This window comes from Streptomyces sp. NPDC104814 (assembly GCF_055583185.1).
Genome location: NZ_JBVJOL010000003.1, coordinates 291,964 through 315,688, shown reverse-complemented (window position 1 = coordinate 315,688; position 23,725 = coordinate 291,964). Strand labels below are relative to the sequence as shown.

Below are 23,725 nucleotides of genomic sequence, written 5' to 3'. Positions count from 1 at the left end.
TGAAGACCGACAAGACGGCGGAGCCCGTGCAGACGGACACCGCCACCGCGAAGTCCACCGTCTCGATGGTGAAGGCCGAGGGCGTCCACAAGAGCTTCGGCGCCGTCGAGGTGCTCAAGGGCATCGACCTGGAGGTCAAGCAGGGCGAGGTGTTCTGCCTGATCGGCCCGTCCGGCTCCGGCAAGTCGACCTTTCTGCGGTGCATCAACCACCTCGAGAAGATCAACGCCGGCCGGCTGTACGTCGACGGCGAGCTGGTCGGCTACCGCCAGAAGGGCGACAAGCTGTACGAGCTGAAGGACAGCGAGGTCGCGCGCAAGCGCCGGGACATCGGGATGGTGTTCCAGCGGTTCAACCTCTTCCCGCACATGACGGCCGTGGAAAACGTCATGGAAGCGCCGATGCAGGTCAAGGGCACCGGCAAGACGCAGGCCCGGGAACGCGCCATGCAGCTGCTGGAGCGCGTGGGCCTGGCGGACAAGGCGCGCAACTACCCCTCGCAGCTCTCCGGCGGCCAACAGCAGCGCGTGGCGATCGCCCGGGCGCTGGCGATGGACCCGAAGCTGATGCTGTTCGACGAGCCGACCTCGGCGCTGGACCCCGAGCTCGTGGGTGACGTCCTCGACGTCATGCGGGACCTGGCCGAGTCGGGCATGACGATGGTCGTCGTCACGCACGAGATGGGCTTCGCCCGCGAGGTGGGCGACAGCCTGGTCTTCATGGACGGCGGTGTGGTGGTCGAGTCCGGCCACCCGCGCGAGGTCCTGACCAACCCGCAGCACGACCGGACGAAGTCCTTCCTGTCCAAGGTGCTGTAGGCGCACGCACACGGGGAAGGGGCGGTACGGCCTGGCCGTACCGCCCTTTTCGCGTCCCGCCACCCCCGGAGCTCCGCTACGTGAGCGCGCGCAGCAGCGCGCCCGTCGCCGCTGCCCCTCCGTCATGGATGACCGTAATACCCTGTAACCACGACCGGCTGTTACGCGACCGCACCCACGACCATAGAGCGCCCTCGTAAGGACTACAAGTGGAACTGGCCTATTACTCGGATTACGCCGTACGGCTCGTGAACAGCGAAGAGCCGGCCCGCGGCAAGGACTCCCTGACCTCGGTGGAGGCCGTCCGGGAGCTGTTCGGCGCCAACCAGTCGGCGGCCCGCCGGGCCACCGACGCGGACGTCACCCGGTTCCGCTCGGTCCGGGCGCGGCTGCGCGCCGTCTTCGAGGCCGCCGCCGAGGGCGACGAGACCCGCGCGGTGGACCTGCTGAACGCGCTGCTGCTGGAGTTCCCGGTCAGCCCGCAGGTCTCCGGCCACGACCACCGCGACGACGACGGCCGCCCGCTGTGGCACATGCACCTGGCCGACCACCCGTCCAACGCGACGGCCGGCTACGCCGCCATCGCGGCGATGGGCCTGGCGTTCCACCTGACCGAGTACGGCGTGGACCGCCTGGGCCTGTGCGAGGCCGCGCCCTGCCGCAACGCGTTCCTGGACACCTCCACCAACCGTTCCCGGCGCTACTGCTCCGACCGCTGCGCCACCCGCGCCAACGTGGCCGCCTACCGGGCCCGCAAGCGCCTGGAGGCCGACCGGTCGGCGAACACGGGCCTCGCGGCCGACAGCGCCCAGCGCACGACGGCCAGCGGCGAGCGCTGATCCGGCTCCGGCGGGCGGCGGAAGCGGAACAGCACCCGGCCGACGACCAGCTCGTCCGGTACGACGCCGTAGTCCTCGCTGTCGGTGGTCGTACCGAAGGCGTTGTCGGCGAGCACCCACCAGCCGCCCTCACGGCGCTCGGCCGCGCGCTTGACGACCAGCAGGTTCTGCTGCAGCGGATGGCGCAGGACGATGATGTGGCCCGGGCGGACCCGGCTCCCGTACCGCACCAGCAGCTGGTCGCCGTGGTAGAGCGTCGGCACCATCGACGGGCCCGTGACCTCCACCCAGCCGAAGGGCGGGTCGGCGCCCCTGCCCTGCTCGGTGCCCTGCGACAGCTCCGGCATCACCCGTACCTCCCCGGTCCGATCGTCCACCAGTCCCAGTCTGACCCTGGACTTTTGTCCTAAGCCCAAGGGGGCACTCGCGAAAAGCCGTGCCGCAGGGAGTAATGTCCCACCTGAGAAGACGATCACGAGGAAGGAATGCTCCATGCTTTCCCGCCTGTTTGCCCCCAAGGTCAAGGTCAGCGCCCACTGCGACCTGCCCTGCGGCGTGTACGACCCGGCCCAGGCCCGCATCGAGGCGGAGTCGGTGAAGGCCGTGCAGGAGAAGATGGCCGGCAACGACGACCCGCACTTCCAGGCTCGTGCCACGGTCATCAAGGAGCAGCGCGCCGAGCTCGCGAAGCACCACGTCTCCGTGCTGTGGAGCGACTACTTCAAGGCCCCGCACTTCGAGAAGTACCCGCAGCTGCACCAGCTGGTCAACGACACCCTGAAGGCCCTGTCGGCCGCCAAGGCCTCCACCGACCCGAAGACGGGCGAGAAGGCCCTCGAGCTGATCGCCGAGATCGACAAGATCTTCTGGGAGACCAAGAAGGCCTGATCACGGCGTTCGCCATGCCCGCGGTCGGTGCACCGCCGCGGGGTGCGGCCCGTGCACGAAGGGGCCGGTCGGTTCGTCCGACCGGCCCCTTCGCCGTGCGCGCCGTGCGCGACCACCGTGGGCGTGCGGCTCACGCACGGAGCGGTTCACCACCGCCGTGCGCCCCGTTCACGCCGAGCGGTGCCATTCCGCTCGGCCGACCGGGTGGGCGAAGGGGCGGCCCGTGGCGTACCGCTCCAGTTCGTCGGCCGCGGCCGCGGCCATGCGGTGCAGTTCGTTGCCGAGGGAGCCCGCGATGTGCGGGGTCAGGAGCACGTTCGGCAGGTCGTAGAGCGGGGAGTCGGGAGGCAGGACCTCCGGGACGGTGACGTCCAGGACCGCGTCGAGACGGCCCGCGGTCAGTTCCGCCGTCAGCGCCTCCTGGTCGATCAGGGAGCCGCGGGAGGTGTTGATGAGCGTGGCGCCGGTGTGCATGAGCGCCAGCCGGTCCGCGTCGATCAGATGCCGGGTCTCGGGCAGCTCGGGGGCGTGCACGCTGACCACGTCCGACGCGGCGCACAGCTCGTCCAGGCCGACCGGCCGCGCACCCAGTGCCTGCGCCTCGGCGGGCGGGACGTAGGGGTCGTACAGGAGAAGGTCCAGGTCGTGGGGGCGCAGCAGGTCCAGGACGCGGCGGCCGATGCGGGAGGCGCCGACGATGCCGACCGTACGGCGGTAGTTGCCGGCCCGGGCGTAGGCGCCCTGCCAGTCGTGCGGGGCGCGGCGGCGCCGGTAGTCGTCGCGGATGCGCAGCAGCTGCTTGTTGGCGAGCAGGATCAGGGCGACGGTGTACTCCGCGACCGGCAGTGCGTTCGCCCAGGCCGCCGACGTGACCTGGATGCCGCGCTCCCAGCAGGCCTCGGTGATGTGGTGCTTGACGGAGCCGGCCGCGTGGACGACCGCCCGCAGACGGGGAGCCGCGGCCAGTACCCCGGCCGTGAGCGGCGGGCAGCCCCAGCTGCTGACGATGACCTCCGTCTCGCGCAGCGCGGCCGCCGCCCGGGGTTCGGTGAAGTCCTCGGCGACCAGCTTCGGGTCGAGGTCGGCGAGGTCGGTGAGCCGGGTCATGGTCGCCGGGTCGATGAGCTTGGCCGCCAGGTCGGCGTGCATGGCGAGCAGGGCCCGCGGGCGGCGCGGCGGCGCAGTGGTCACTTGACGGCCCCCGCGGTCATGCCCGCCTTCCAGAACCGCTGCAGCGCGACGAACGCGACGACGAGCGGGATCACGGCGAGCAGGGAACCGGTCACCACGAGCGGGTAGTACTCGGGGAACGAGTGCGTCTGCGTGTTCCACGCGTACAGGCCGAGGCTGACCGGGAAGAGCTTGGTGTCGGACAGCATCACCAGCGGCAGGAAGAAGTTGTTCCAGATCGCCGTGAACTGGAACAGGCAGATCGTCACGAACCCCGGCATCACCATCCGCAGCCCGATCGACCAGAAGGTCCGCAGCTCCCCGGCGCCGTCCATGCGGGCGGCCTCCAGCACCTCGCCGGGCACATAGCCGGCGCAGAAGACGCGGGCCAGGTAGACGCCGAACGGGTTCACCAGGGAGGGCAGGAACACCGCCCAGAAGGTGTTGACCACTCCCATCTTGGAGGCGAGCAGGTACATCGGCAGGGCGAGCGCGGTGGTCGGCACCAGCACGCCGAGCAGCACGAGGCCGAACAGCTTCTCCTTGCCGGGGAAGCGCGCGACGTGGAAGGCGTACCCCGCCGCGACGCAGATCAGCCCGCACAGCAGGGCGCCGACGCCGGCGTACAGCAGGGAGTTGAGGTACCAGCGGAAGTACACGCCGTCGCCGGTCGCGGCGAGGTTCGCGAGGTTGTCGCCGAGGTGCCAGCGCGACGGCGACAGGGTCCGTCCGCCGAGCAGGTCGCCGGTGTTCTTGGCGGCGGCGGTCAGCAGCCACAGCAGCGGGAAGAGGGTGTAGGCGGTGGCCAGCAGCAGGATGCCGTTGACGGCCGCCTTGGACAGCGACCAGGGGCTGCGTCCGGGCGGCGGGGCGTGGTGTGCGGGAGTCTTCAGCGGCTGCGGCCGTACCGGCGCGGCGGTGCTCATGCCTTCGCTCCCTTCGGCTCGGCACTGCGGCCGCCCGTCAGCCGGGTGACCACGAAGGACAGGAGGGCGGCGGCGAGCGCGAGCAGGACGGAGGCGGCCGCCGCGAGTCCGTAGTCGCCCCGCTCGAAGGCCGCGGTGTACGCGTACATGTTGGGGGTCCAGGTGGTGACGACGCCGGGGGCCGCGCCGTGCAGGATCGTCGGCTCGGTGAACAGCTGGAGCGAGCCGATCACGGTGAACAGGCCGACCATGGCGAGCGAGGGCCGGATCAGCGGCAGTTTGATGCCGAGCGCGGTGCGCAGCGGGCCGGCGCCGTCCACGACGGCGGCTTCCAGCACCTCGCGCGGGATGGCCTGGAGGGCGGCGAAGAAGATGATGAGGTTGTAGCCGGTCCACTCCCACAGCGCGATGTTGACGACCGCGGGGACCGGGTGGCCGAGCAGGTCGGCCTCGATGCCGCCGGAGTGCAGGGCGCCGATCACGGGGCTCACGCCGGGTGTGTACAGGTACATCCACACCAGGGCGGCGATGATGCCGGGCACCGCGTGCGGCAGGAACAGCGCCAGCTGGAAGAAGCGCCGGGCGCGGGCGAGCGTGGAGTCGAGCAGCAGGGCCAGCAGCAGGGACAGGGCCAGCATGAGCGGGATGTACAGCACGCAGTACAGGGCGAGGTTGACGAAGCCGTCCCGGAAGGCGGCGTCGCCGAGGGCCTGCGTGTAGTTGCCGAGGCCGGTGAAGACGTCCCGCACGCCGCCGAAGCCGAGTCCGGAGCGGCGCTCGCGGTAAAGGCTGAGGTAGACGGCGTTGCCGATGGGGATCAGCGTGCAGGCGGTGAAGAGCAGGAAGAACGGCAGCAGCAGGACCACCGGGGCGCCGGGCCTCCCGCGCCTGCGGGCGGGGCGGGAGGCCGGGGCGCTGCCGCGGGGCAGCGTCGGGGCGACCATCAGCCGGTCACCTTGATGCCGCGGTTGCCCAGCTCCTTCGTGGTCGCGCTCTGCGCTCCCTCGACGCTGTCGAAGATGCTGCCCTTGCCGCCCTTGATGCCGGCGAAGGAGTCCTTCAGCGAATTGTTGGTGACGCCCATGGCCGGGCCCCAGCTCCAGTCGGTGCGGATGGACTGCGCGGCGTTCTGGAAGAGCGTGTAGACGTCCTGCCCGGCGAACAGCTGCCCCTTGAAGGAACCCTTGGCGACCGGGACGAGTGCGGGCGCGGCCGGGTAGGCGGAGGAGGTGCCGCTGGCGATACGGGCCTTGATGCCGGCCTCGGTGGTGGTCGCCCACTCGGCGAACTTCACCGCGGCCTCGGCCTTCTTGCTGTCCTTGGACACGGCGAAGGTGGAACCGCCGAGCATGCCGCTGGCGGGGTTGCCGTCGGCGGTCGGGATCGGCGCGGCCGCCCACTTGCCGGTCTGGTCCGGCAGGGTGCCGCCGAGCACGCCGGCGCCCCAGCTGGCGCCGAGGTAGCCGACGGTCTGCCCCTTCTGCAGGGCGGCCGTCCACTGCTGGGAGAAGGACGGGGCGACGTCGATGAGGTCGTCATCGATCATCTTCTGCCAGTAGTCGGCGGTCTGCCGGGTCGCGGAGTCGGTGAAGTCCACCTTCCAGGAGTCGCCCTCGGTCTTGAACCACTGGGCGCCCGCCTGCCAGGCCATCGCCTCGAAGGTGCTCGGGTCGTCGGGGAAGAAGGTGGCGATACGGGCCTTGGGGTCGGCCTGCTTGATCTTCTCGGCGTCGGCGCGGAACTCCGTCCAGGTCTTCGGCGGCGCGGTGATGTGCGCCTGGGCGAAGACGTCCTTGCGGTAGTAGAAGGTCTGCGGCGCGGCGTCCAGCGGGAGCGCCCAGGTCGACCCGCCGAGCGTGGTCAGCTGCACGGCCTGCGGCAGGTACTTGGCCTTCAGACCGGCGGGGACCAGCTTGCTGATGTCCTTGACGGCGCCCTGGCTGACGAAGTCCGGCAGCTGCGGGTACTCCACGTTGAACACGTCGGGAGCGTTGCCGGCCTTCACCGCGTTGGAGATCTTGGCGTAGCCGCCGGCGTTGCCGGAGGGGATCTCCTGGAACTGCACCTTCACATCGCTCTGCGCCGCGTTGAAGGCGTCGACGACGTCCTTGGTGCCCTTGGCCCAGCCCCAGAAGGTGATCGTCACCGGACCGTTCTTGCCGGCGGCGCCGGCGTCCGCGTCCTCGCCCGAGCCGCAGGCGGCGAGCGTGCCGAGAGAGAGGGCGGTGACGGCGGCGAGAGCGGTGGAGCGGACTCTGCGGGAGGTGGCGGAGGAAGTCATGGGCGCGGCTCCTTGGACGGGGCGGGATCGAGTGACATCCTCAAGCGCCATTTGATCGGAGTCAAGACTCTTCGATCAAATGATCTGAAGTGATCAGACGGGGCGTCCGAGGACCGCGCCGCTCGCGCGCAGGGTTGCCCTCAGCCGCAGGACGCGCGCACCGTGAGCGTCGGCAGCAGCTCGATCTGGTGGACGGGCAGCGCGTCGCCCTCGTCCAGCCGGCGCAGCAGCAGCCTGAGCGCCTCCGCGCCGACGGCGCGCTTGGGCGGGGCCACCGCGGTCAGCGGCGGGTCGGACAGGTTCGCGTAGACGTCGTCGTAGGACACGAGGGCCAGGTCGTCGGGGACGGTGAGGCCGTGCGTGCGCAGCAGCGGCGGCAGTTGGATGGCGTCCTGGTCGTTGTGGACCAGCACGGCCCGTACGCCGGAGGCCGCGGCCTCGGCGATCCGCGCGGCCAGTTCCTGGTGGGCGTTCGCGGGGTGCGCGGCGGCCGGTGTCGGCACGTCGATCACGGGCAGGTCGGCCAGTCCGAGACCCTCGACCGCCATGGCGTACCCGGCGCGCACCTCGTGCGCGGTGCGGGTGTCGGAGCGGGCGGCGAGCAGCACGGACGTATGGCCGCGCTCGGCCAGCCGGCGCAGGGCGAGGAGCACGCCGTGACGGTGGTTGGAGCAGACCGCGTCGAGACCCGCGGCCGCGCTCGCGGGGGCGGCCCGGCGTTCGACCAGCACGGCCGGGACGGGCAGGCCGCCCAGCCAGTCGCTGCCCGCGAGGCCGCCGTCCGCCGACCAGTTGGGGGTGAGCAGCAGCCCGTCGACGTCCGACTCCAGCAGCCGCTGCACCTGGGCGCGGTCGCTGTCCGTCTCATAGGGGGCGATGCCGAGCACCACCCGCGCCCCGGCGGCGGTCGCCGCGGCGCTGGCGCCCGCGACGACCTCGTCGAAGTACGACCCGACGGACGGCACGAGCATGCCGATCACCCGCCCCTGTCCGCCCGGCCGGGCCGCCGGCGCCCCCGCGGGCAGCGAGACCGCCCCGTGCGTGCGCTCCAGCCGGCCCTCTTCGGCCAGCGCGGCCACGTCGCGGCGGACCGTGACGGCGGGGATGCCGAGGCGTTCGGCCAGCTCCACGACCCGGACGGACCCGGCCTCCCGCACCACATCGAGGATGCGCGTACGGCGTTCCTGCGCCGAAGTGGCCATCGGGTCCTCCTGATCCTGGCGCGGCGGCGCCCGTCGCCCTCTGTTTCGGGGGCTCACGACCTCCCGCCCTCACGGTATCCGATCACATCGTGGTCATCTGATCAATCCGCTCGATCACAGCGCGACGGCCCCCTCCGTCACGGCCTGGCGGGAACCGGCTACAGCCCGGGACCGTTGTAGGCGCCCCGGTGCGGCTTGGCGGTCGCGGAGACCGGGTTGCCCCAGTAGTCGCGGCCGCCGTTGTCCTGGACGACACCACCGTTGCCGAGCGCCGGGGAGCCTGCCTTCAGCCGGTAGCCGGCGGCGGAGGCGAGGGTGTCGCCGCCGGTGCCGGGCGCGGTGAACTGCGGGTCGCCGGCGATCCCGTTGGCGGTGGGCCGGGGCACGCCCTGGAAGACGTTCCACAGCCAGGAGATCCCGGAGCCGGTGGGCAGCCTGGAGTCGGCGGTGCCCACCCAGATGTTGTTCTCCACCAGCGCGGTGGCGGGCAGTGTGACGTCGAACTTCTTGTCCGGGCAGTAGAAGACGTTGTTGTACATGCGCAGCGCGGACCGGCCACCGGAGGCGTGCACGATGCGGCAGTCGTTCTCGGACACGTTGTAGCGGATGACCTGCGTCGCCGCGCCGCTGGTGCCGCAGCCGTCGCAGTCGAGGAAGAACCCGCCGATGTTGTCGCGGCTGAAGTTGTACTGGATCGTGCAGGTGCCGGTGTTGCCCCAGTCGCAGTCGAAGGACTCGCTGTCGAAGACGGACATCCGCGTGATGTCGTGGACGGCGTTGAACTGCATCACCGGGTCGTGGTCGCCGAGCACCCAGATCCCGGCGAAGTTGCCGCCGGAGAACGGGTAGACGCCGTTGCCGACGCCCGCGGCGGTGTTGTACTGGATCAGCGGTGCCTCGGCGTAGCTGACGATGATTCCGTCACCGCCGACGTCGGTGATCGTGTTCCGTTCGACCAGCACCCCGCTGCCCTTGAGGGCCGTCGAACCGGCCCTGACCTTGACCCCTCCACCACCGGTGTTGCTGACGGCGTTGTCGTGGACGTGGATGTCCTCGAGCGCGGAGCCGGTGCCGCTCGCCCCGGTGACGATGCCGGCGGACTGGACGTAGTCGTCGGTCGTCGGGCTGTTCTTGTTCGTCTGCCCGGCGACCCGGTCCACGACAAGATCGCCGATGTCGAAGCCGGAGTGCACGCGGCCGTCGGTCGCGGACACCCGCAGTCCGGTGCGCCGGGCCAGGCCGGGGGCCGGGTTGGTGATCTTCAGGCCGCTGATCGTCCAGTGGTCCTGGTCGGTGAAGGCGACGGCGTCGGGCGCGCCGGCCCCGTCGATCACGGGCCGGGCCCCTGTCCCGTAGGCGGTCAGGGTGACGGGGGCGGCGGCGGTGCCGCTGCCCCGGGGTGTGAGGGCGCCGGTGCACGTCGTACCGGCGGCCAGGGCGAGGGTGTCGCCGGGGCCGTAGGTGCGGGCACCGGCCTGGGCGAGGCTGTTGAAGGGGGCGGCGAGGCTGCCGTCGCCCGCGGTGGCCCGCGAGCAGTCGACGTAGGTGGTGGTGCCGGCGGCCGACGCGGGGACGGCGGGCAGGGCGGCCGTACCCATCACGGCGAGCGCGACGGCGGCCAGCCGGCGCCGGGCGGGGGTGATCCTCATGACGCGTCCACCTCTCTGGTGGCTCAGGGGACCGGGACGACGCCCGAAGCTAGGGAGGCACGCGGATCACGTCAATGGTTTCGTATCAAACGATCGACATTCGCTCACTTGTCGATCGACTGATCGGCCTGCCCGGAGTCGGCCCGGCGTGGCATGCTGGCCGGGTGACCCCCGAGGACCTGGTGCGACTGCGCAGGGCACGCGACCGGATGGACCGCGAGTACGCCGAGCCCCTGGACATCTCCGTGCTCGCCCGGACGGCGCTTATGTCACCGGGTCACTTCCAGCGCAGCTTCCGCGAGGCGTACGGCGAGACTCCGTACGGCTACCTCATGACCCGCCGGGTCGAACGCGCCAAGGCGTTGCTGCGGCGCGGGGACCTGAGCGTGACCGAGGTGTGCCTCGCCGTCGGCTGCACCTCACTGGGCTCGTTCAGCTCCCGGTTCACCCAGCTCGTGGGCATGACACCGACCGCGTACCGGGCCCGTCCGCACGAGGCGGTCGCGACCATTCCGCCCTGCGTGGTGCGCAGGCTCACGCGACCGCGCCGACCCTAGGGTGACCGTCATGGATGTGAAACTGAAGCAGTGCTTCGTCACCGTCGACGACCCCGACAAGGCGCTCGCCTTCTACCGGGACGTCCTCGGCCTCGAACTGCGCAACGACGTGGAGTTCGAGGGCCTGCGCTGGCTCACGGTCGGCTCCCCGCTCCAGCCGGACGTGGAGATCGTCCTGGAACCGCCGGCCGCCGACGCCTCCCCAGCCGACCGGGAGACGCTGACCCGGCTGCTGGCCAAGGGGGTGCTGCGCGGGGTCATCTTCACCACGCCCGACTGCGAGTCCCTGTGCGAGAAGGTCCGCGAGGCCGGCACCGACATCCTCCAGGAGCCGATGGACCAGCCCTACGGGGTCCGCGACTGCGCCTTCCGCGACCCGGCGGGCAATCTGCTGCGCTTCATGCAACGAACGGAGAGCTGACCATTTCCGCCCTGGCCAGAGACGTGGACCGAGACATGGGCTTGGATCAAGGCCGGGACGTGGACCTGGATCAGGGCCGTGACGTGAACCCGGACGTGCATCCGGACGCGGACCCGGGCGGGGACCGGCAGGTGCGCTGGACCTACGCGTTCGTCGACCGCCCGGCCGGACTCCTGGACCATGCCTGCGCGTTCTGGACGGTCGTCACCGGCACCCGGCTGTCCCCGGCACGCGGTGACCAGGGGGAGTTCACCACCCTGCTCCCGGACGGCGACGCCGACGCCTGTGTGAAGGCGCAAGGGGTCGCGTCCGGCCCGGGCGGCGCACACCTCGACTTCGCCGTGGCCGACGTGCCGGGATTCGTGGCGTCGGCGCTGCGGCTGGGCGGCAGCGTCGAGGCCCGGCACGAGGGCTGGGCGGTGCTGCGCTCCCCCGGCGGGCAGCTGTTCTGCGCGGTGCCGTGGCACGGCGAGCAGCGGCGCCCGCCCGCCGTCGACGGCTGCCGTCTCGACCAGGTCTGCCTCGATGTGCCGCCTTCGGCGTACGACGCCGAAGTCGCCTTCTTCACAGCGCTGTTGGCGCAGTGGGCGTCCCGGCCCGGCTCGCGCCCCGAGTTCCATGTGATCGCCCCGCCCGAGGGGCTGCCGATCCGCATCCTGCTCCAGTGTCTGGAAGAGGAGCGGCCGGCCTCCGCGCACGTGGACCTGGCCTGCGCCGACCGGACGGCGACCCGCGCCCGGCACAAGGAACTGGGCGCGGCCGTCGTCTCCGGCGGACCTCACTGGACGGTGATGCGAGACCCGGCGGGCGGCCTGTACTGCCTCACGGCCCGCGACCCCGAGACGGGCGGTCTGCCGCCCCGGTGAGAGCGGGCGCTCACGCCAGCCGGCGAGGGCCCGGGCTCACGAGAGTGCGGAGCGCCGGCTCATGCCGGCCACGGCTCCACGGACACGACCGCCTCCACCGGGATGGGCCCGTACACGTGCGGGAACTCCTCACCGCCGGGCTCGACGGCCTCGTACTTCAGCGGCACGTCCAGCCGCGCCGGGTCCACGACGAGGACGACCAGCTCATCTGCGCCGTCGTGGTCGCCGTAGAGGAAATCGGCCACCGGCGCGAGCTGTTCGCGGGTGGAGCAGTGGATGAACCCCTCCTGCTCCAGCGTGCGGCCGCGGGTGGACATGGCGTACCGGCCCTGAGCGCGGGCGGCCTCCCACAGGGAGCGTTCGGTGATGTGGAGGATGTGCGGGGCATCGGTCATGCGCCCACGCTATGCGGTGAAGGGCCTTACGACCCAGCCGTCATGATCCTTCCGCCCCGGAGACCCCGGGTGTCCCTGACGCTCCAGGGGTGTCGCCGTCCTCGGCCGGGGCGGCGACGACCGGGGGCTCGGCGGGGGACGCGCCACCGGTGGACGGTTCCGCGCAGGCCGGGCACTCCGCGTTGCGGCAGGGACCGGGCGTCCACACGGGCACCCAGGCGCCCAGCGTCTTGTGGCGCCGGACGACCGTCTCGACGCGGTGCCCGCAGACCGGACACACGGATTCGTCGCTGCCCACGCCCCCAGCGTAGGGCGCTGCCCGGCTCAGCGCTTCCCGCTCCGGGGAGCGAGGCGCGGCTCAGTGCTTTCCGCTGCGGGGCTCGCGCCACATGGGCCACATCCTCGGGCCGTCGGGCAGGTCCAGCACACCGTCCATGACCGTGAAGCCGAGACGCTCGTACAGCACCCGGCTGCGGGCGTTGCTGGCCTCCAGGTATGCCGCCTGTCCTGCGCGGTCGCACCGCTCGAGGACGTGCTCGATCAGCGCGGTGCCCAGTCCCTCACCCTGCCGGTGCGGTGCGACGCCGATCATCCACAGATAGGCGTGCGGGCGGTCCGCGGGGTGGATCCCGGCCGTCAGCCGCCCGATCAGCTCCACCCGCTCGTTGTCCGGGTCCACGGCCCTGCGCAGCTCGGCGGGGCCGTCGTCCCCGGCATCGTCGTCCCCGGCGTCGTCGTGCTCCCCCGCCGGCACGGACAGCCACAGCGCGCATGCCGCGCCGTCCTCGGTGACGTCGATCCAGCCGTCGCCGAGGGCGATGTCGGTGAACGCGGCCATGAGCCGGTGGTGGGTGCCACGCCGGTATTCCTCGTCAGGGAACACCCAGGTGCTGACCGGATCGTCCTGGAAGGCTTCGTCCAGCAGCCGTACGACCGCCTCCCGGTCGCCGGCGCTCGCCCGCCGTATCGCCACACCCATCCCGGCCCCATTCAACGCGCCCGTCGCATACGGGGGTTGACCTTATCCCGGGCGCTTCGGCCGCGACGGAAGGGCTCGGTCCGTCCCCGGCCGTCCCTGGCCACCCGTCCCTGGCGACCCGTCATGTGCCGCGCCGGGTCACGAGCTCCGCCAGGCTCAGCAGGTTCCCGGCCCGCTCCGGCTCCGGCACCGCGCGGGCCAGGGCGCAGACCGCGCGGGACATCCGGTCGGCCGCCTCCTGCTGTGCCCAGTCACGGCCACCGGCCCGCTCGAGCGCCGACGCCGTGTGCTCGACGTCCTCCGGTTCGAGCCATGTCCCGTGCGGCTCGGGCAGGCGGACGCCCGCCGCGGTGCCGGAGACCAGCGCGGCCACCACCGCCAGCGGCTTGCCGCGCGCCACGAGGTCCGCGTCGGCCCGCTTGCCCGGGCGCCCGGGCCCACCCCAAATACCGATCACGTCGTCGAGGAGCCGGAAGGCGAGCCCGGCCTCGCGTCCGAACACGTCCAGCGCGTCGACGTCCTCGGCAGCCGCGCCCGCGTACAGCGCACCGACCGCACAGGCGCATCCCAGCAGCGCCCCCGTCCCGGCCTCGGCCACGGCGAGCACATCGTCCGGATCCGTCGGATCCGGCTCACCGGGTGAGCGCCGCTCCAGCGCCGTCCCGGTGTGCCGGCCGGCGCACAGCTCCACGACGCAGGCCGCGAGCCGGGCGGCGGCCGCCCCGGACGCCGGATGCGGGTCCTCGGCGAGCAGCTTGAGCGCGAGCGCCTGGAACGCGTCGCCGGTGAGGAGGGCGTCGGCGTGGCCCGGCAGGGTCCCTGCGGCCGGCCGGTGCCGGCGGGTGACGCCCCGGTCCGGGTCCCGGTCGACCACGTCGTCGTGCAGCAGCGTGAAGTGGTGCACCAACTCCACCGCCGCTGCCGCCCGCACCGCGCTGTCCCGGGCCGCTGTGCCGCCCAGGGCGTCGGCCGCCGCCAGCACGAGCGCGGGACGCAGGGCCGTGCCCGCGGGACCCGCCGCCGGGCCGCCGTCCGGCTGCTCCCAGCCGAAGTGGCGGCGCGCGACGCGTCGCAGGGTCCCCGGCAGGGACTCGACCGCCGTGCGCAGCTCGGGGTCGACCAAGTCCCGCGTGTGCTCCAGGAGCGCCGCCGCCTCGGCTTGGTCGGCCGGCCCCGCCGCCCGGTCCCGGTCCGCCGGCGTGACCGAAGGGTGTGCCCGCCCCGGGGAGGGACGGGCACGGGGTCCCTGGAGCGGGAGGGTCACCGCCAGCGGCCGATCTCGACGTTCTCCAGCACACCCAGCGCGTCCGGCACGAGCACCGCGGCCGAGTAGTAGGCCGTGACCAGGTACTTGATGATCGCCTGCTCGTTGATGCCCATGAACCGCACCGACAGGCTCGGCTCGATCTCGTCCGGGATGCCCGACTGCCGCAGTCCGATGACGCCCTGGTCCTGCTCGCCGAGACGCATCGCGATGATGGAGGTGGTGCGCGCCTCGGTCACCGGGATCTTGTTGCACGGGTAGATGGGCACGCCCCGCCAGGTCGGGATGCGGTTGCCGGCCACGTCGATGGTCTCCGGGACCAGTCCCCGCTTGTTCAGCTCGCGCCCGAACGCGGCGATCGCGCGCGGGTGGGCGAGGAACATCTTGGTGCCGCGCCGCCGGCTGAGCAGCTCGTCCATGTCGTCGGGGCTGGGCACGCCGTCGTGCGGCTGGATCCGCTGGTCGTACTCGCAGTTGGAGAGCAGGCCGAACTCCCGGTTGTTGACCAGTTCGTGCTCCTGGCGCTCCTTCAACGCCTCGACGGTGAGCCGCAGCTGCTGCTCGGTCTGGTTCATCGGCTGGTTGTACAGGTCGGCGACGCGCGAGTGGATGCGCAGCACGGTCTGGGCGATGCTCAGTTCGTACTCGCGGGGCCGGGCCTCGTAGTCGACGAAGGTGTGCGGGATGTCCGGCTCGCCGGAGTGGCCGGCCGCCAGCTCGACTTCCTTCTCCCCGTACTTGTTGGTGCGCTGCGCCGGGATCGCGCGGGCTTCCCGGAGCTGGTCGCGCAACGACTCGGCCCGCTCGGCGACCTGCTCGACGTCCTGGCGGGAGAGGATGAGCACCGTGCAGGCGGTGTCCGCCCGGGCGGTGTACTCCCAGATGGCGTCACCGGACAGCAGTGCGTGGTCGCCGAAGTAGGCGCCGTCGGCGAGGACGCCGAGGACCTGGTCGTCGCCGTACGGGCCGGTGCCGACCTTCTCCACCCTGCCGTGCGCCAGCAGATAGACCTCCTCCGCCTGGCTGCCGAAGGAAGCGATCACCTCGCCGGGGGCGAACTGGTGCTGCCTGCAGCGCTGGGCCAGCTCCGCCAGCACCTCCTCGTCCTCGTAGGCCCTCAGGGCGGGCAGCTCGCCCAGCTCCGCGGGGATGACCTCGACACGGTCACCGGTCTTCACGAACGTGATGCGGCCGTCACCGACCGCGTAGGTCAGCCGTCGGTTCACCCGGTACGTGCCGCCCTGAACGTCCACCCACGGCAGCAGCCGGAGCAGCCAGCGAGAGCTGATCTCCTGCATCTGCGGCACGGACTTGGTCGTGGTGGCCAGGTTCCGCGCGGCCGCGGTGCCAAGGCTCTGCTGCGGCCTGGTCTCTTCCGTGCGGACCTCTTCGCCTACCGACATAGAGAATTGCCCTCCCAGTGCTGCTCTGGCTCCGAACCGCGCCAGGCATTCGATCTGGTGACCAGGCTCCCATCACGGAGCGTGCTGGAGCTATTACACGAAAGAGCGGGGTTGGATCACTTCCCGGAGGGAAGACTCAACGGCCCTCCCGGCCGCCCTCGCATGCCGGACGTGTCCGGATCCGCTCGCACACCGTGCGAACGATGTCGTCCGTCTCGTCCCGTTTCGGTACAAGCGGGGTACGACGGCGGCCGCGCCCCGTGGCCCCGGGACAGCAGCACGAAGGAGGCGGCATGGCCTCACCCCTGTCCGCGAGCGACTTCCTCACCGCTCTGAGAGCCGAGGGCCTGGAGGTCGTCGAGGTCGGCGACTGGAGGCATCACCATCGCAACCACAAGGGTCCGTGGGGCCCGGTGCACGGCGTGATGATCCATCACACGGTGACCCGGGGCGCGGCGCGCACGGTGGAGCTCTGCCGGGACGGCCGCCCGGGGCTGCCGGGCCCGCTGTGCCACGGTGTGATCACCAAGGACGGTACGGTCCACCTGGTCGGCTACGGCCGCGCCAACCACGCCGGGCCGGGCGACGACGACGTCCTGCGCGCGGTGATCGCGGAGAAGGCGCTGCCGCACGACGACGAGGCGAACACCGACGGCAACCGCCACTTCTACGGCTTCGAGTGCGAGAACCTCGGGGACGGTGAGGACCCCTGGCCCGAGGCCCAGCTGGTCGCGATCGAGAAGGCCGCGGCGGCCGTGTGCCGCCGGCACGGCTGGACGCAGCGGTCGGTGATCGGCCACCTGGAGTGGCAGCCGGGAAAGGTGGACCCCCGCGGCTTCCCCATGGCCTGGCTGCGGGAGCGGATCGGGGAACGCCTGAAGTGACGGCCCGACGGGCTCACCGGGACGGCTGTTCGACAATGGTGCGGTGACCAGCCTGGACGCCCTGCACCCCCGCCTTCCCTCCCCCGTCGAGGAGGCTGCGGACGACCGTTTCGCCCGGCACGGCGTCCGGCTGCTGCTCAAGCGCGACGATCTGATCCATCCGCAGCTGACCGGCAACAAGTGGCGCAAGCTGGCTCCGAATCTCCGGGCGGCGGCCGGGCGGCCGGTGGTGACCTTCGGCGGTGCGTACTCCAACCATCTGCGGGCCACGGCGGCCGCGGGCCGCCTCCTGGGCGTGCCGACGATCGGCGTGGTCCGCGGCGAGGAACTGGCCGAGCGCCCCCTCAACCCGTCCCTCGCCCGCTGCGCCGCCGACGGCATGCGGCTGCACTTCGTCGACAGGTCGATGTATCGCCGTAAAACGGAACCGGACATTCTTGCCGCGGTGCTGGACACCGTGGGCGCCGGGGACGCCTACGTCGTCCCGGAGGGCGGCAGCAACGCGGCGGCCGTACACGGATGCGTCGCGCTCGGTGCGGAGCTGGTGGGCCGGGCCGATGTGGTCGCCCTCGCCTGCGGGACCGGTGGCACGCTGGCCGGCCTGGCCGCCGGGCTCGGTCCCGGGCAGCGCGTGGTGGGCGTCCCCGTTCTCAAGGGCGGCTTCCTGTCCGGCGACATCCGGAGGCTGCAGGAGCGGGCCTTCGGCGGGCCGCGCGGCAGCTGGCTGCTCGACGACCGGTTCCACTTCGGCGGCTACGCGCGCGTGCCCGCCGCCCTCGACGCCTTCGCGGACGACTTCGAGGACCGCCACCACCTGCCCGTCGAACGCATCTACGTCGCCAAGATGCTGTACGCCCTGCTCACCCTCACCGAGGAGGGTGCCTTCCCCAGGGACACCACTCTCGCCGCGGTGATCACCGGCCGCCCCTTCCCCGGGTGACATCCCCGGTCCGCGCCGGCGCACCGCCGGGCGGTCACGTCGCCTCCCGGTACGCCGCCGCCTCCTCCAGGTCCAGCCGGCGCAGCAGGGCGCGCAGCATCTCGTCGTCGATGTAGCGGCCGTCGCGCAGCTTCACGAAGACCTCGCGTTCGGCGCTGATCATCTCGCTGGACAGCCGCCGGTAGGTGTCGTCGGCGGTCTCGCCGGTGATCGGGTTGACCTGGCCGAGGCGTTCCCAGACCGCGTTGCGGCGGCGCTCCAGGACGCTGCGCAGCCGGTCGGCGAGCGGCCCGGGCAGCGCGTTGCGTTCGTCGGCCAGGAGGTCGTCGAGGCACTGTTCGGCCGCGCGGGAGGCCTGCGCCTGGGCGTTGGCCTCGGCGAGGGTCTCGGCCTGCGCGTCGCGGCCGGGGAACTTCAGCAGGCGGATCAGGGGCGGCAGGGACAGGCCCTGCACCACGAGGGTGCCGATGACCGTGGTGAACGTCAGGAAGAGGACGAGGTTGCGGTGCGGGAAGGGCTGGTCGCCGTCGTGCAGGTGGAGCGGGATGGAGAAGGCGATGGCGAGGGAGACCACGCCGCGCATCCCGGCCCAGGCGATGACCACCGGGCCGCGCCAGGTCGGGTTGTCCTCGCGGGCGCGGATGCGCGCCGACAGCAGCCGGGGCAGGAAGGTCGCCGGGTAGACCCACAGGAAGCGGACCGCGACGACCACGAGGAACAGGGCGACGGCGTACCAGGCGGCGTCGGCGCCCGCGTACTCCCCGAGGCCCTGCAGAACGACCGGCAGCTGCAGTCCGATGAGCGCGAACACGGCCGACTCCAGGACGAAGGCGACCATCTTCCACACCGCCTCCTCCTGGAGCCGGGTGGCGAAGTCGACCTCCCAGTTCCGGTGGCCGAGATAGAGGGCGACGACGACCACGGCGAGCACGCCCGAGGCGTGGACCTGTTCGGCCGCCGCGTACGCGACGAACGGGATGAGCAGGGAGAGCGTGTTCTGCAGGAGGGGTTCCCTGAGGTGGGTGCGCAGCCAGTGGATCGGCGCCATCAGGATCAGGCCCACCACCACGCCGCCGACCGCCGCGAGCAGGAACTCGCCGATCCCCCCGGCCCAGGACGCGCCCTCGCCGACGGCCGCGGCGAGCGCCACCTTGTAGGCGGTGATCGCGGTGGCGTCGTTCAGCAGGGACTCGCCCTGGAGGATGGTCGTGATCCGCGAGGGCAGCCCGACCCGGCGCGCCACCGCCGTCGCCGCCACCGCGTCCGGCGGCGCGACGACCGCGCCGAGCACCAGTGCCGCGGTGAGCGGCAGGCCGGGCACCAGGACGTACGCGGCCCAGCCGACGACGACGGTGGCGAACAGGACGTAGCCGACCGACAGCAGCGCCACGGGCCGCATCTGCGCCCTCAGGTCGAGGTAGGAGCTGTCGACCGCGGAGGTGTACAGCAGCGGCGGCAGCAGCAGGGGCAGGACGACCTCGGGGTCGAGCCGGTAGTCGGGGATGCCGGGGACGTAGGAGATCGCGAGGCCGACCGCGACCAGCAGCAGCGGTGCCGGCACCGGGGTGCGCCGGGCGGCCGCTGCGACCGCCGCACTGCCCGCCACCAGCAACAGCAGTGGCATCACGTCCATCGTCCTCGCCCACCCTCGTCCTTGGCGCCGCTCGCCGCACGCCCGTCGTAACCTGGCAATCATGAAACAGTGCACGCACGCCGACGCGCTGCCGCGTCCGGAACCGGCTCCGCTCAGCGAGACGTGTCCGGAGTGCCTGCGGGACGGCACCCACCCGGTGCAGCTGCGGCTGTGTCTGACGTGCGGCCACGTGGGCTGCTGCGACTCCTCGCCGCACCGGCACGCCACCGAGCATCACAAGGAAACCGGTCACCCGGTGATGCGGACCTTCGAACCGGGCGAGGACTGGCGCTGGTGCTTCGTCGACCACGTGCTGGTGTGAGCGGCCGGTCACGGGTGCCGGGCGCCGCGCACGGGGTTCGTGCGGGCGGGAAAGGGGCCGCGTGAGGAGACCGGAAGGTGCCGTACCGGGTACGGTTCGAGCGTCTGACGCCTGGGTACGTCAATCCGGCGCGCGCTGTTCCCAATTGGGCCCGCACACCCTCTAGCCACGGAGCGTATCCGGAGCTTTACTATGAGTGACGGCAAGGGGTTGGGGTCCCGGGACAGGAAACTTCTGGGCGCGATAGCGTCACCGCAGTACCACACTTCGCGTTGACCCGGGGGGCGACCCTCGGCCCCGAACAGCTTGTACCACCTTGGAGGTGAGGGTGTCCCAGATCGCAGGCGAGCCCGCGGTGAACCAGGACTTCGTGGAGGTCCGGCTGCCGGCTGCGGGTGCCTACCTGTCGGTGCTGCGGACGGCCACGGCCGGTCTCGCGGCCCGTTTGGACTTCACCCTGGACGAGATCGAGGACCTGCGCATCGCCGTGGACGAGGCCTGCGCGATCCTCCTGCAGCAGGCTGTGCCGGGCTCGGTGCTCTCCTGCGTCTTCCGGCTCGTCGACGACTCACTCGAGGTCACCGTCTCGGCGCCGACCACGGACGGGCACGCCCCCTCGCGGGACACGTTCGCCTGGACCGTCCTGTCCGCTCTCGCGGGCAAGGTCTCCTCCGCCGTGGACGAGGACAAGACCGTTTCGATCAGCCTCTACAAACAGCGCGGCGCGGGACCCGGGCCGGCGTGAGGAACGGGGACGGGCCGGTGCGGGACGAAGAGCGTGGCACCAGGGAACTGCCGCCCGAGAACGCCCTGGGCGCTCAGGGTGTTTCCCGGCGTACGGCGGACGGCATCGACGGCATCCCCGAGCAGGCCCGGCCGCACCCGGAGGACGAGTCCTCCCGGGCCGGGGCGGTGGACGCCGGTCTGCGGGGCACCGCCGACGGCGGCCCGCGGCCAGACGAAGGCGCCGGACGGGGCACGCCCCGGGGCTGGCGGAACGGGGGCACCCCTGTCCCAGCGGAAGCCGGGGCTCGGGGAAGGGCAACGGGCGGGACGATGAGCGAGCACGAGCGAGACGCCGAGGAACAGGCGCCGGACGGTCAGGCCGTGCGCGACGTGCGGGCGCCGGACGCGCCGGCCGTGCGCGAGGTGCACGTCACGCAGCACGGCCCGCAGGACCGCAGCGGGGCGCGGGCGATGTTCGTCGAGCTGCGCGCGCTGCAGGACGGCAGCCCGGAGTACGCGGAGCTGCGCAACAGACTGGTCCGGATGCACCTGCCGCTCGTCGAGCACCTCGCGCGCCGCTTCCGCAACCGCGGCGAGCCGCTCGACGACCTCACCCAGGTCGCCACCATCGGGCTGATCAAGTCCGTCGACCGCTTCGACCCGGACCGCGGCGTGGAGTTCTCCACGTACGCGACCCCGACGGTCGTCGGCGAGATCAAGCGGCACTTCCGCGACAAGGGCTGGGCGGTGCGGGTGCCGCGCCGGCTGCAGGAGCTGCGGCTGTCGCTGACGACGGCCACGGCGGAGCTGTCCCAGCTGCACGGCCGCTCGCCCACGGTGCACGAGCTCGCCGAGAAGCTGGGGATCTCGGAGGAGGAGGTCCTGGAGGGTCTGGAGTCGGCCAACGCCTACTCCACGCTGTCCCTGGACGTCCCCGACACCGACGACGAGTCCCCGGCGGTCGCCGACACCCTGGGCGCCGAGGACGAGGCGCTGGAGGGGGTCGAGTACCGCGAGTCGCTCAAGCCGCTGCTGGAGGGCCTCCCGCCGCGCGAGAAGCGGATCCTGCTGCTGCGCTTCTTCGGCAACATGACCCAGTCGCAGATCGCGCAGGAGGTCGGAATCTCCCAGATGCACGTGTCCCGGCTCCTGGCGAGGACCCTGGCCCAGCTGCGGGAGAAGCTGCTCGTGGAGGAGTGACGGACTCCTCCGTGACGGACTCCTCCGTGTCACCGACGGCTCCCGGTGCGGGCGTGAGCGCCCACGGGAGCCGTCGCCGTTACTTCTGCGCCCCGGGTCCCGCCCCCGGGCCCCGGATGCCGAGGGCGCGGGTCGTCTCGCCGTTGACCAGGAGGACCAGGGCGGTGACGGCCGCGGCGGTCAGCGCGATGCCCGCCGGGATGGCGGCACCGTCGGCGTGGATCAGGTTGTAGGCCACCGGCAGCGCGATGATCTGCGTGATGACGGCCGGGCCGCGGCTCCAGCTGCGGCGGGCCAGCAGCCCGCGGGCCGCCAGCAGCGGCAGCAGCGCGAGGACGACGATCGTCACCCCGCCGGTCACGGCCTGCTGCCGGTCGTCGGGGGAGCCGGTCAGAGCGAGGACGAGCATCCACACCCCGCCGACGAGCAGCGCGAGCCCTTCGAGGCCGGCGAGTACCGCGGCGTACGTCAGACGCCGCGGGCGCGGGCCGGCGGTGTCCTGGGTCTGCGTGGGGGTGGGGGTCTGCTCACTGCTCACCCCTGAAGGGTAGCCCTCACCCGACGCGTCCCCCGGGGCAAGCCCCACCGGTCCTCCTCTTACCTGTTCCCTACCTCGCCCTCGTACGAGTACCGCTCAGTAGGTACGCTGCACGTCATGCGTGCACTTCTCGTGGTCAACCCGGCGGCAACCACTACCAGTGCGCGCACACGCGACGTGCTCATCCACGCGCTCGCCAGCGAGATGAAGCTGGAGGCGGTCACCACCGAGTACCGCGGGCACGCGCGCGACCTCGGCCGGCAGGCCGCCACCAGCGACGACATCGACCTGGTCGTGGCGCTCGGCGGCGACGGCACGGTCAACGAGGTGGTCAACGGCCTGCTGCACGCCGGCCCCGATCCGGCGCGACTGCCCGGCCTCGCGGTGGTGCCCGGCGGTTCCACGAACGTCTTCGCCCGCGCGCTGGGCCTGCCCAACGACGCCGTGGAGGCGACCGGCGCCCTGCTGGACGCGCTGCGCGAGGGCAGCGAACGCACGGTCGGCCTGGGTCTGGCCTCCGGCACGCCGGGCACGGAGGACGAGGCGGTGCCCCGGCGCTGGTTCACCTTCAACGCGGGGCTCGGCTTCGACGCGGGTGTGGTGGGCCGGGTGGAACAGCACCGCGAGCGCGGCAGCAAGTCGACCCACGCCCTGTACGTACGGCAGGTGGTGCGTCAGCTGCTGGGCGAGTCGAATCGCCGGCACGGCTCCATCACGCTGGAGCGGGAGGGCGAGGAGCCGCTCACGGATCTCGTCCTGTCCATAGTCTCGAACACCTCGCCGTGGACGTTTCTCGGCAACCGTCCGATCTACGCCTCACCGCAGGCCTCGTTCGACGCGGGGCTCGATGTGTTCGGTCTCAGCCGTCTCTCCACGGCCGCGGTTGCCCGGTATGGCACCCAGTTGCTCACTTCGTCCCCGGAGCGCGGACCCCGGGGCAAGCATGCCGTCGCACTGCACGATCTGGACGCGTTCACCTTGCATTCGAAGGTGCCGCTCCCCCTCCAGATGGACGGTGACCATCTGGGGCTGCGTACCAGCGTGACGTTCACAGGTGTACGCCGTGCACTGCGTGTGATTGTGTGAGCAGAACGGGCCAAAGTCCTTTCACTCGAACGTTTAGGCCAGGATCCACCCCATGGAAGTACGGCTGTGACCTAGTCGACACCGAAGAATCAAAAAAAACTTTCTTGAAGGGGTTGTATCCGCCGCTGAGGTTTGCGAGTCTCTACGTGGCGATCGGGACGGCCCGCAAGACCGGCCTCCACTGATCACCAGAACCCCTCACCAAAACACAGGACCACGCCGGGGAAGACTCGGCGGTCGGCCCTTCACTTGTTGAGGGATTCGTGAAAGCGTTCACATTCACAAGCAACTTGCACAGTCATACCAAGGAGAGGTAGCAGCCATGGACTGGCGTCACAACGCCGTTTGCCGCGAGGAAGACCCCGAGCTCTTCTTCCCCATCGGCAACACCGGTCCTGCGCTGCTGCAGATCGAGGAAGCCAAGGCCGTCTGCCGTCGCTGCCCGGTGATCGAGCAGTGTCTGCAGTGGGCGCTCGAGTCCGGTCAGGACTCCGGCGTCTGGGGTGGTCTCAGCGAGGACGAACGCCGTGCCATGAAGCGCCGCGCCGCCCGCAACCGGGCCCGTCAGGCCTCCGCCTGAGGATCCACCCCTGCTGACAGCCTGAGCTTGGCGGCGCGCACATCGCGTGCGCATCTCCCGCCCCCGAGCCGCAGCGCGCAGTGAACGAAGAAGTCGAGCACTAGCCTCGGACCAATGGCGGTCCGGGGCTTTTTGCTGTCCCCGGACCGTTGTGACGT

At 71.7% G+C, this 23,725-nt stretch carries 27 protein-coding genes; 13 read left to right on the top strand and 14 right to left on the bottom strand.

Annotation, left to right across the window (positions count from 1 at the left end; all coding sequences use genetic code 11):
* Positions 1-65 precede the first annotated feature (65 nt).
* Both ACZ64A_RS14565 and ACZ64A_RS14560 read left to right on the top strand, forming a co-directional pair.
* Entirely contained in the window at positions 66-818 is a 753-nt protein-coding gene (locus ACZ64A_RS14565) for an amino acid ABC transporter ATP-binding protein (protein WP_361631351.1), read from the top strand.
* Between the two features lie 209 nt (positions 819-1,027).
* Positions 1,028-1,657 (top strand): CGNR zinc finger domain-containing protein, encoded by a 630-nt coding sequence (locus tag ACZ64A_RS14560; RefSeq protein WP_469810534.1) that lies wholly within the window; start codon positions 1,028-1,030, stop codon positions 1,655-1,657.
* On the opposite strand, the gene sodX is transcribed toward ACZ64A_RS14560, so the two are convergent.
* Positions 1,561-2,004, bottom strand: coding sequence for a nickel-type superoxide dismutase maturation protease (gene sodX / locus ACZ64A_RS14555; RefSeq protein WP_469810828.1), 444 nt, complete (start codon positions 2,002-2,004; stop codon positions 1,561-1,563). The genes ACZ64A_RS14560 and sodX overlap by 97 nt on opposite strands.
* 145 nt (positions 2,005-2,149) lie before the next feature.
* Here sodX and sodN point away from each other — a divergent pair, with 145 nt between their 5' ends.
* Entirely contained in the window at positions 2,150-2,545 is a 396-nt protein-coding gene (sodN, locus tag ACZ64A_RS14550; protein WP_103781377.1) for a superoxide dismutase, Ni, read from the top strand.
* 168 nt (positions 2,546-2,713) lie between these two features.
* Here sodN and ACZ64A_RS14545 read toward each other — a convergent pair whose 3' ends face one another.
* From ACZ64A_RS14545 to ACZ64A_RS14520, 6 genes are all read right to left on the bottom strand, one after another.
* Positions 2,714-3,694 carry a hydroxyacid dehydrogenase gene (locus tag ACZ64A_RS14545; RefSeq protein WP_469810827.1) on the bottom strand — a complete coding sequence of 327 codons (981 nt, stop codon included), beginning with the start codon at positions 3,692-3,694 and terminating at the stop codon, positions 2,714-2,716.
* A gap of 38 nt (positions 3,695-3,732) precedes the next feature.
* Entirely contained in the window at positions 3,733-4,641 is a 909-nt protein-coding gene (locus ACZ64A_RS14540) for a carbohydrate ABC transporter permease (RefSeq protein WP_469810533.1), read from the bottom strand.
* On the bottom strand, positions 4,638-5,585 hold the full coding sequence (locus ACZ64A_RS14535) for a carbohydrate ABC transporter permease (RefSeq protein ID WP_469810532.1): 948 nt from the start codon (positions 5,583-5,585) through the stop codon (positions 4,638-4,640). The genes ACZ64A_RS14540 and ACZ64A_RS14535 overlap by 4 nt, the downstream gene beginning before the upstream one ends.
* Complete coding sequence (locus tag ACZ64A_RS14530; protein ID WP_469810531.1) at positions 5,585-6,922, bottom strand: ABC transporter substrate-binding protein; 1,338 nt, start codon at positions 6,920-6,922, stop codon at positions 5,585-5,587. The genes ACZ64A_RS14535 and ACZ64A_RS14530 overlap by 1 nt, the downstream gene beginning before the upstream one ends.
* 140 nt (positions 6,923-7,062) lie before the next feature.
* Positions 7,063-8,124 (bottom strand): substrate-binding domain-containing protein, encoded by a 1,062-nt coding sequence (locus ACZ64A_RS14525; RefSeq protein WP_469810530.1) that lies wholly within the window; start codon positions 8,122-8,124, stop codon positions 7,063-7,065.
* Between the two features lie 158 nt (positions 8,125-8,282).
* On the bottom strand, positions 8,283-9,773 hold the full coding sequence (locus ACZ64A_RS14520) for a right-handed parallel beta-helix repeat-containing protein (RefSeq protein WP_469810529.1): 1,491 nt from the start codon (positions 9,771-9,773) through the stop codon (positions 8,283-8,285).
* Positions 9,774-9,937: 164 nt separating this feature from the next.
* Between ACZ64A_RS14520 and ACZ64A_RS14515 the strand changes: the two genes are divergently transcribed.
* Genes ACZ64A_RS14515 through ACZ64A_RS14505 form a run of 3 tightly spaced genes read left to right on the top strand, consistent with a single transcriptional unit; the run spans position 9,938 to position 11,617 of the window.
* Entirely contained in the window at positions 9,938-10,330 is a 393-nt protein-coding gene (locus tag ACZ64A_RS14515; RefSeq protein ID WP_469810528.1) for a helix-turn-helix transcriptional regulator, read from the top strand.
* Positions 10,331-10,340: 10 nt separating this feature from the next.
* Positions 10,341-10,751 carry a VOC family protein gene (locus ACZ64A_RS14510; protein ID WP_469810527.1) on the top strand — a complete coding sequence of 137 codons (411 nt, stop codon included), beginning with the start codon at positions 10,341-10,343 and terminating at the stop codon, positions 10,749-10,751.
* A 35-nt stretch (positions 10,752-10,786) separates the two neighbouring features.
* On the top strand, positions 10,787-11,617 hold the full coding sequence (locus ACZ64A_RS14505; RefSeq protein WP_469810525.1) for a VOC family protein: 831 nt from the start codon (positions 10,787-10,789) through the stop codon (positions 11,615-11,617).
* A 59-nt stretch (positions 11,618-11,676) separates the two neighbouring features.
* Here the strand turns inward: ACZ64A_RS14505 and ACZ64A_RS14500 are convergent, their stop codons facing one another.
* The 5 genes from ACZ64A_RS14500 to ACZ64A_RS14480 all read right to left on the bottom strand — a co-directional run bounded on the left by ACZ64A_RS14500 (position 11,677) and on the right by ACZ64A_RS14480 (position 15,658).
* Entirely contained in the window at positions 11,677-12,012 is a 336-nt protein-coding gene (locus ACZ64A_RS14500) for a DUF952 domain-containing protein (RefSeq protein ID WP_469810524.1), read from the bottom strand.
* 40 nt (positions 12,013-12,052) lie between these two features.
* A complete protein-coding gene (locus ACZ64A_RS14495; protein ID WP_469810523.1) occupies positions 12,053-12,310 on the bottom strand; it encodes a hypothetical protein in 258 nt (85 codons plus the stop codon).
* Between the two features lie 60 nt (positions 12,311-12,370).
* Complete coding sequence (locus ACZ64A_RS14490; protein ID WP_469810522.1) at positions 12,371-12,991, bottom strand: GNAT family N-acetyltransferase; 621 nt, start codon at positions 12,989-12,991, stop codon at positions 12,371-12,373.
* 121 nt (positions 12,992-13,112) lie between these two features.
* On the bottom strand, positions 13,113-14,261 hold the full coding sequence (locus tag ACZ64A_RS14485) for a polyprenyl synthetase family protein (protein ID WP_469810825.1): 1,149 nt from the start codon (positions 14,259-14,261) through the stop codon (positions 13,113-13,115).
* Positions 14,252-15,658 carry a family 2B encapsulin nanocompartment shell protein gene (locus tag ACZ64A_RS14480; protein ID WP_469810521.1) on the bottom strand — a complete coding sequence of 469 codons (1,407 nt, stop codon included), beginning with the start codon at positions 15,656-15,658 and terminating at the stop codon, positions 14,252-14,254. The genes ACZ64A_RS14485 and ACZ64A_RS14480 overlap by 10 nt, the downstream gene beginning before the upstream one ends.
* A 293-nt stretch (positions 15,659-15,951) precedes the next feature.
* Here ACZ64A_RS14480 and ACZ64A_RS14475 point away from each other — a divergent pair, with 293 nt between their 5' ends.
* Positions 15,952-16,542 (top strand): N-acetylmuramoyl-L-alanine amidase, encoded by a 591-nt coding sequence (locus ACZ64A_RS14475; protein ID WP_469810520.1) that lies wholly within the window; start codon positions 15,952-15,954, stop codon positions 16,540-16,542.
* Positions 16,543-16,585: 43 nt separating this feature from the next.
* Entirely contained in the window at positions 16,586-17,482 is an 897-nt protein-coding gene (locus ACZ64A_RS14470; RefSeq protein WP_469810518.1) for a 1-aminocyclopropane-1-carboxylate deaminase/D-cysteine desulfhydrase, read from the top strand.
* A gap of 34 nt (positions 17,483-17,516) precedes the next feature.
* Here ACZ64A_RS14470 and ACZ64A_RS14465 read toward each other — a convergent pair whose 3' ends face one another.
* Positions 17,517-19,115 (bottom strand): Na+/H+ antiporter, encoded by a 1,599-nt coding sequence (locus ACZ64A_RS14465; protein ID WP_469810517.1) that lies wholly within the window; start codon positions 19,113-19,115, stop codon positions 17,517-17,519.
* 61 nt (positions 19,116-19,176) lie between these two features.
* Here ACZ64A_RS14465 and ACZ64A_RS14460 point away from each other — a divergent pair, with 61 nt between their 5' ends.
* From ACZ64A_RS14460 to ACZ64A_RS14450, 3 genes are all read left to right on the top strand, one after another.
* Positions 19,177-19,437 carry a UBP-type zinc finger domain-containing protein gene (locus ACZ64A_RS14460; protein WP_469810516.1) on the top strand — a complete coding sequence of 87 codons (261 nt, stop codon included), beginning with the start codon at positions 19,177-19,179 and terminating at the stop codon, positions 19,435-19,437.
* A gap of 328 nt (positions 19,438-19,765) precedes the next feature.
* Positions 19,766-20,182: an ATP-binding protein gene (locus ACZ64A_RS14455; RefSeq protein WP_103781358.1), complete on the top strand. Its 417-nt coding sequence runs from the start codon at positions 19,766-19,768 to the stop codon at positions 20,180-20,182.
* The gene (locus ACZ64A_RS14450) at positions 20,179-21,363 is read left to right on the top strand and encodes an RNA polymerase sigma factor SigF (protein ID WP_469810515.1); all 1,185 of its coding nucleotides are present in this window, start codon (positions 20,179-20,181) and stop codon (positions 21,361-21,363) included. The genes ACZ64A_RS14455 and ACZ64A_RS14450 overlap by 4 nt, the downstream gene beginning before the upstream one ends.
* Before the next feature lie 79 nt (positions 21,364-21,442).
* Here ACZ64A_RS14450 and ACZ64A_RS14445 read toward each other — a convergent pair whose 3' ends face one another.
* Positions 21,443-21,901, bottom strand: coding sequence for a hypothetical protein (locus ACZ64A_RS14445; RefSeq protein ID WP_469810514.1), 459 nt, complete (start codon positions 21,899-21,901; stop codon positions 21,443-21,445).
* A 117-nt stretch (positions 21,902-22,018) separates the two neighbouring features.
* On the opposite strand from ACZ64A_RS14445, the gene ACZ64A_RS14440 reads away from it, so the two are divergent.
* Together ACZ64A_RS14440 and ACZ64A_RS14435 are read left to right on the top strand one after the other, a co-directional pair.
* Positions 22,019-22,987 carry a diacylglycerol/lipid kinase family protein gene (locus ACZ64A_RS14440; RefSeq protein WP_469810512.1) on the top strand — a complete coding sequence of 323 codons (969 nt, stop codon included), beginning with the start codon at positions 22,019-22,021 and terminating at the stop codon, positions 22,985-22,987.
* Between the two features lie 322 nt (positions 22,988-23,309).
* Positions 23,310-23,567, top strand: coding sequence for a WhiB family transcriptional regulator (locus ACZ64A_RS14435; RefSeq protein ID WP_003992873.1), 258 nt, complete (start codon positions 23,310-23,312; stop codon positions 23,565-23,567).
* Positions 23,568-23,725: the final 158 nt, after the last annotated feature.

Coding starts and splice junctions, on each gene's coding strand:
- ACZ64A_RS14565 (WP_361631351.1), top strand. CDS start 66: ATGGTGAAGGCCGAGGGCGTCCACAAGAGCTTCGGCGCCGTCGAGGTG.
- sodX (WP_469810828.1), bottom strand. CDS start 2,004: ATGCCGGAGCTGTCGCAGGGCACCGAGCAGGGCAGGGGCGCCGACCCG.
- sodN (WP_103781377.1), top strand. CDS start 2,150: ATGCTTTCCCGCCTGTTTGCCCCCAAGGTCAAGGTCAGCGCCCACTGC.
- ACZ64A_RS14545 (WP_469810827.1), bottom strand. CDS start 3,694: ATGCACGCCGACCTGGCGGCCAAGCTCATCGACCCGGCGACCATGACC.
- ACZ64A_RS14540 (WP_469810533.1), bottom strand. CDS start 4,641: ATGAGCACCGCCGCGCCGGTACGGCCGCAGCCGCTGAAGACTCCCGCA.
- ACZ64A_RS14535 (WP_469810532.1), bottom strand. CDS start 5,585: ATGGTCGCCCCGACGCTGCCCCGCGGCAGCGCCCCGGCCTCCCGCCCC.
- ACZ64A_RS14530 (WP_469810531.1), bottom strand. CDS start 6,922: ATGACTTCCTCCGCCACCTCCCGCAGAGTCCGCTCCACCGCTCTCGCC.
- ACZ64A_RS14525 (WP_469810530.1), bottom strand. CDS start 8,124: ATGGCCACTTCGGCGCAGGAACGCCGTACGCGCATCCTCGATGTGGTG.
- ACZ64A_RS14520 (WP_469810529.1), bottom strand. CDS start 9,773: ATGAGGATCACCCCCGCCCGGCGCCGGCTGGCCGCCGTCGCGCTCGCC.
- ACZ64A_RS14510 (WP_469810527.1), top strand. CDS start 10,341: ATGGATGTGAAACTGAAGCAGTGCTTCGTCACCGTCGACGACCCCGAC.
- ACZ64A_RS14505 (WP_469810525.1), top strand. CDS start 10,787: ATGGGCTTGGATCAAGGCCGGGACGTGGACCTGGATCAGGGCCGTGAC.
- ACZ64A_RS14500 (WP_469810524.1), bottom strand. CDS start 12,012: ATGACCGATGCCCCGCACATCCTCCACATCACCGAACGCTCCCTGTGG.
- ACZ64A_RS14490 (WP_469810522.1), bottom strand. CDS start 12,991: ATGGGTGTGGCGATACGGCGGGCGAGCGCCGGCGACCGGGAGGCGGTC.
- ACZ64A_RS14480 (WP_469810521.1), bottom strand. CDS start 15,658: ATGTCGGTAGGCGAAGAGGTCCGCACGGAAGAGACCAGGCCGCAGCAG.
- ACZ64A_RS14475 (WP_469810520.1), top strand. CDS start 15,952: ATGGCCTCACCCCTGTCCGCGAGCGACTTCCTCACCGCTCTGAGAGCC.
- ACZ64A_RS14465 (WP_469810517.1), bottom strand. CDS start 19,115: ATGGACGTGATGCCACTGCTGTTGCTGGTGGCGGGCAGTGCGGCGGTC.
- ACZ64A_RS14460 (WP_469810516.1), top strand. CDS start 19,177: ATGAAACAGTGCACGCACGCCGACGCGCTGCCGCGTCCGGAACCGGCT.
- ACZ64A_RS14440 (WP_469810512.1), top strand. CDS start 22,019: ATGCGTGCACTTCTCGTGGTCAACCCGGCGGCAACCACTACCAGTGCG.
- ACZ64A_RS14435 (WP_003992873.1), top strand. CDS start 23,310: ATGGACTGGCGTCACAACGCCGTTTGCCGCGAGGAAGACCCCGAGCTC.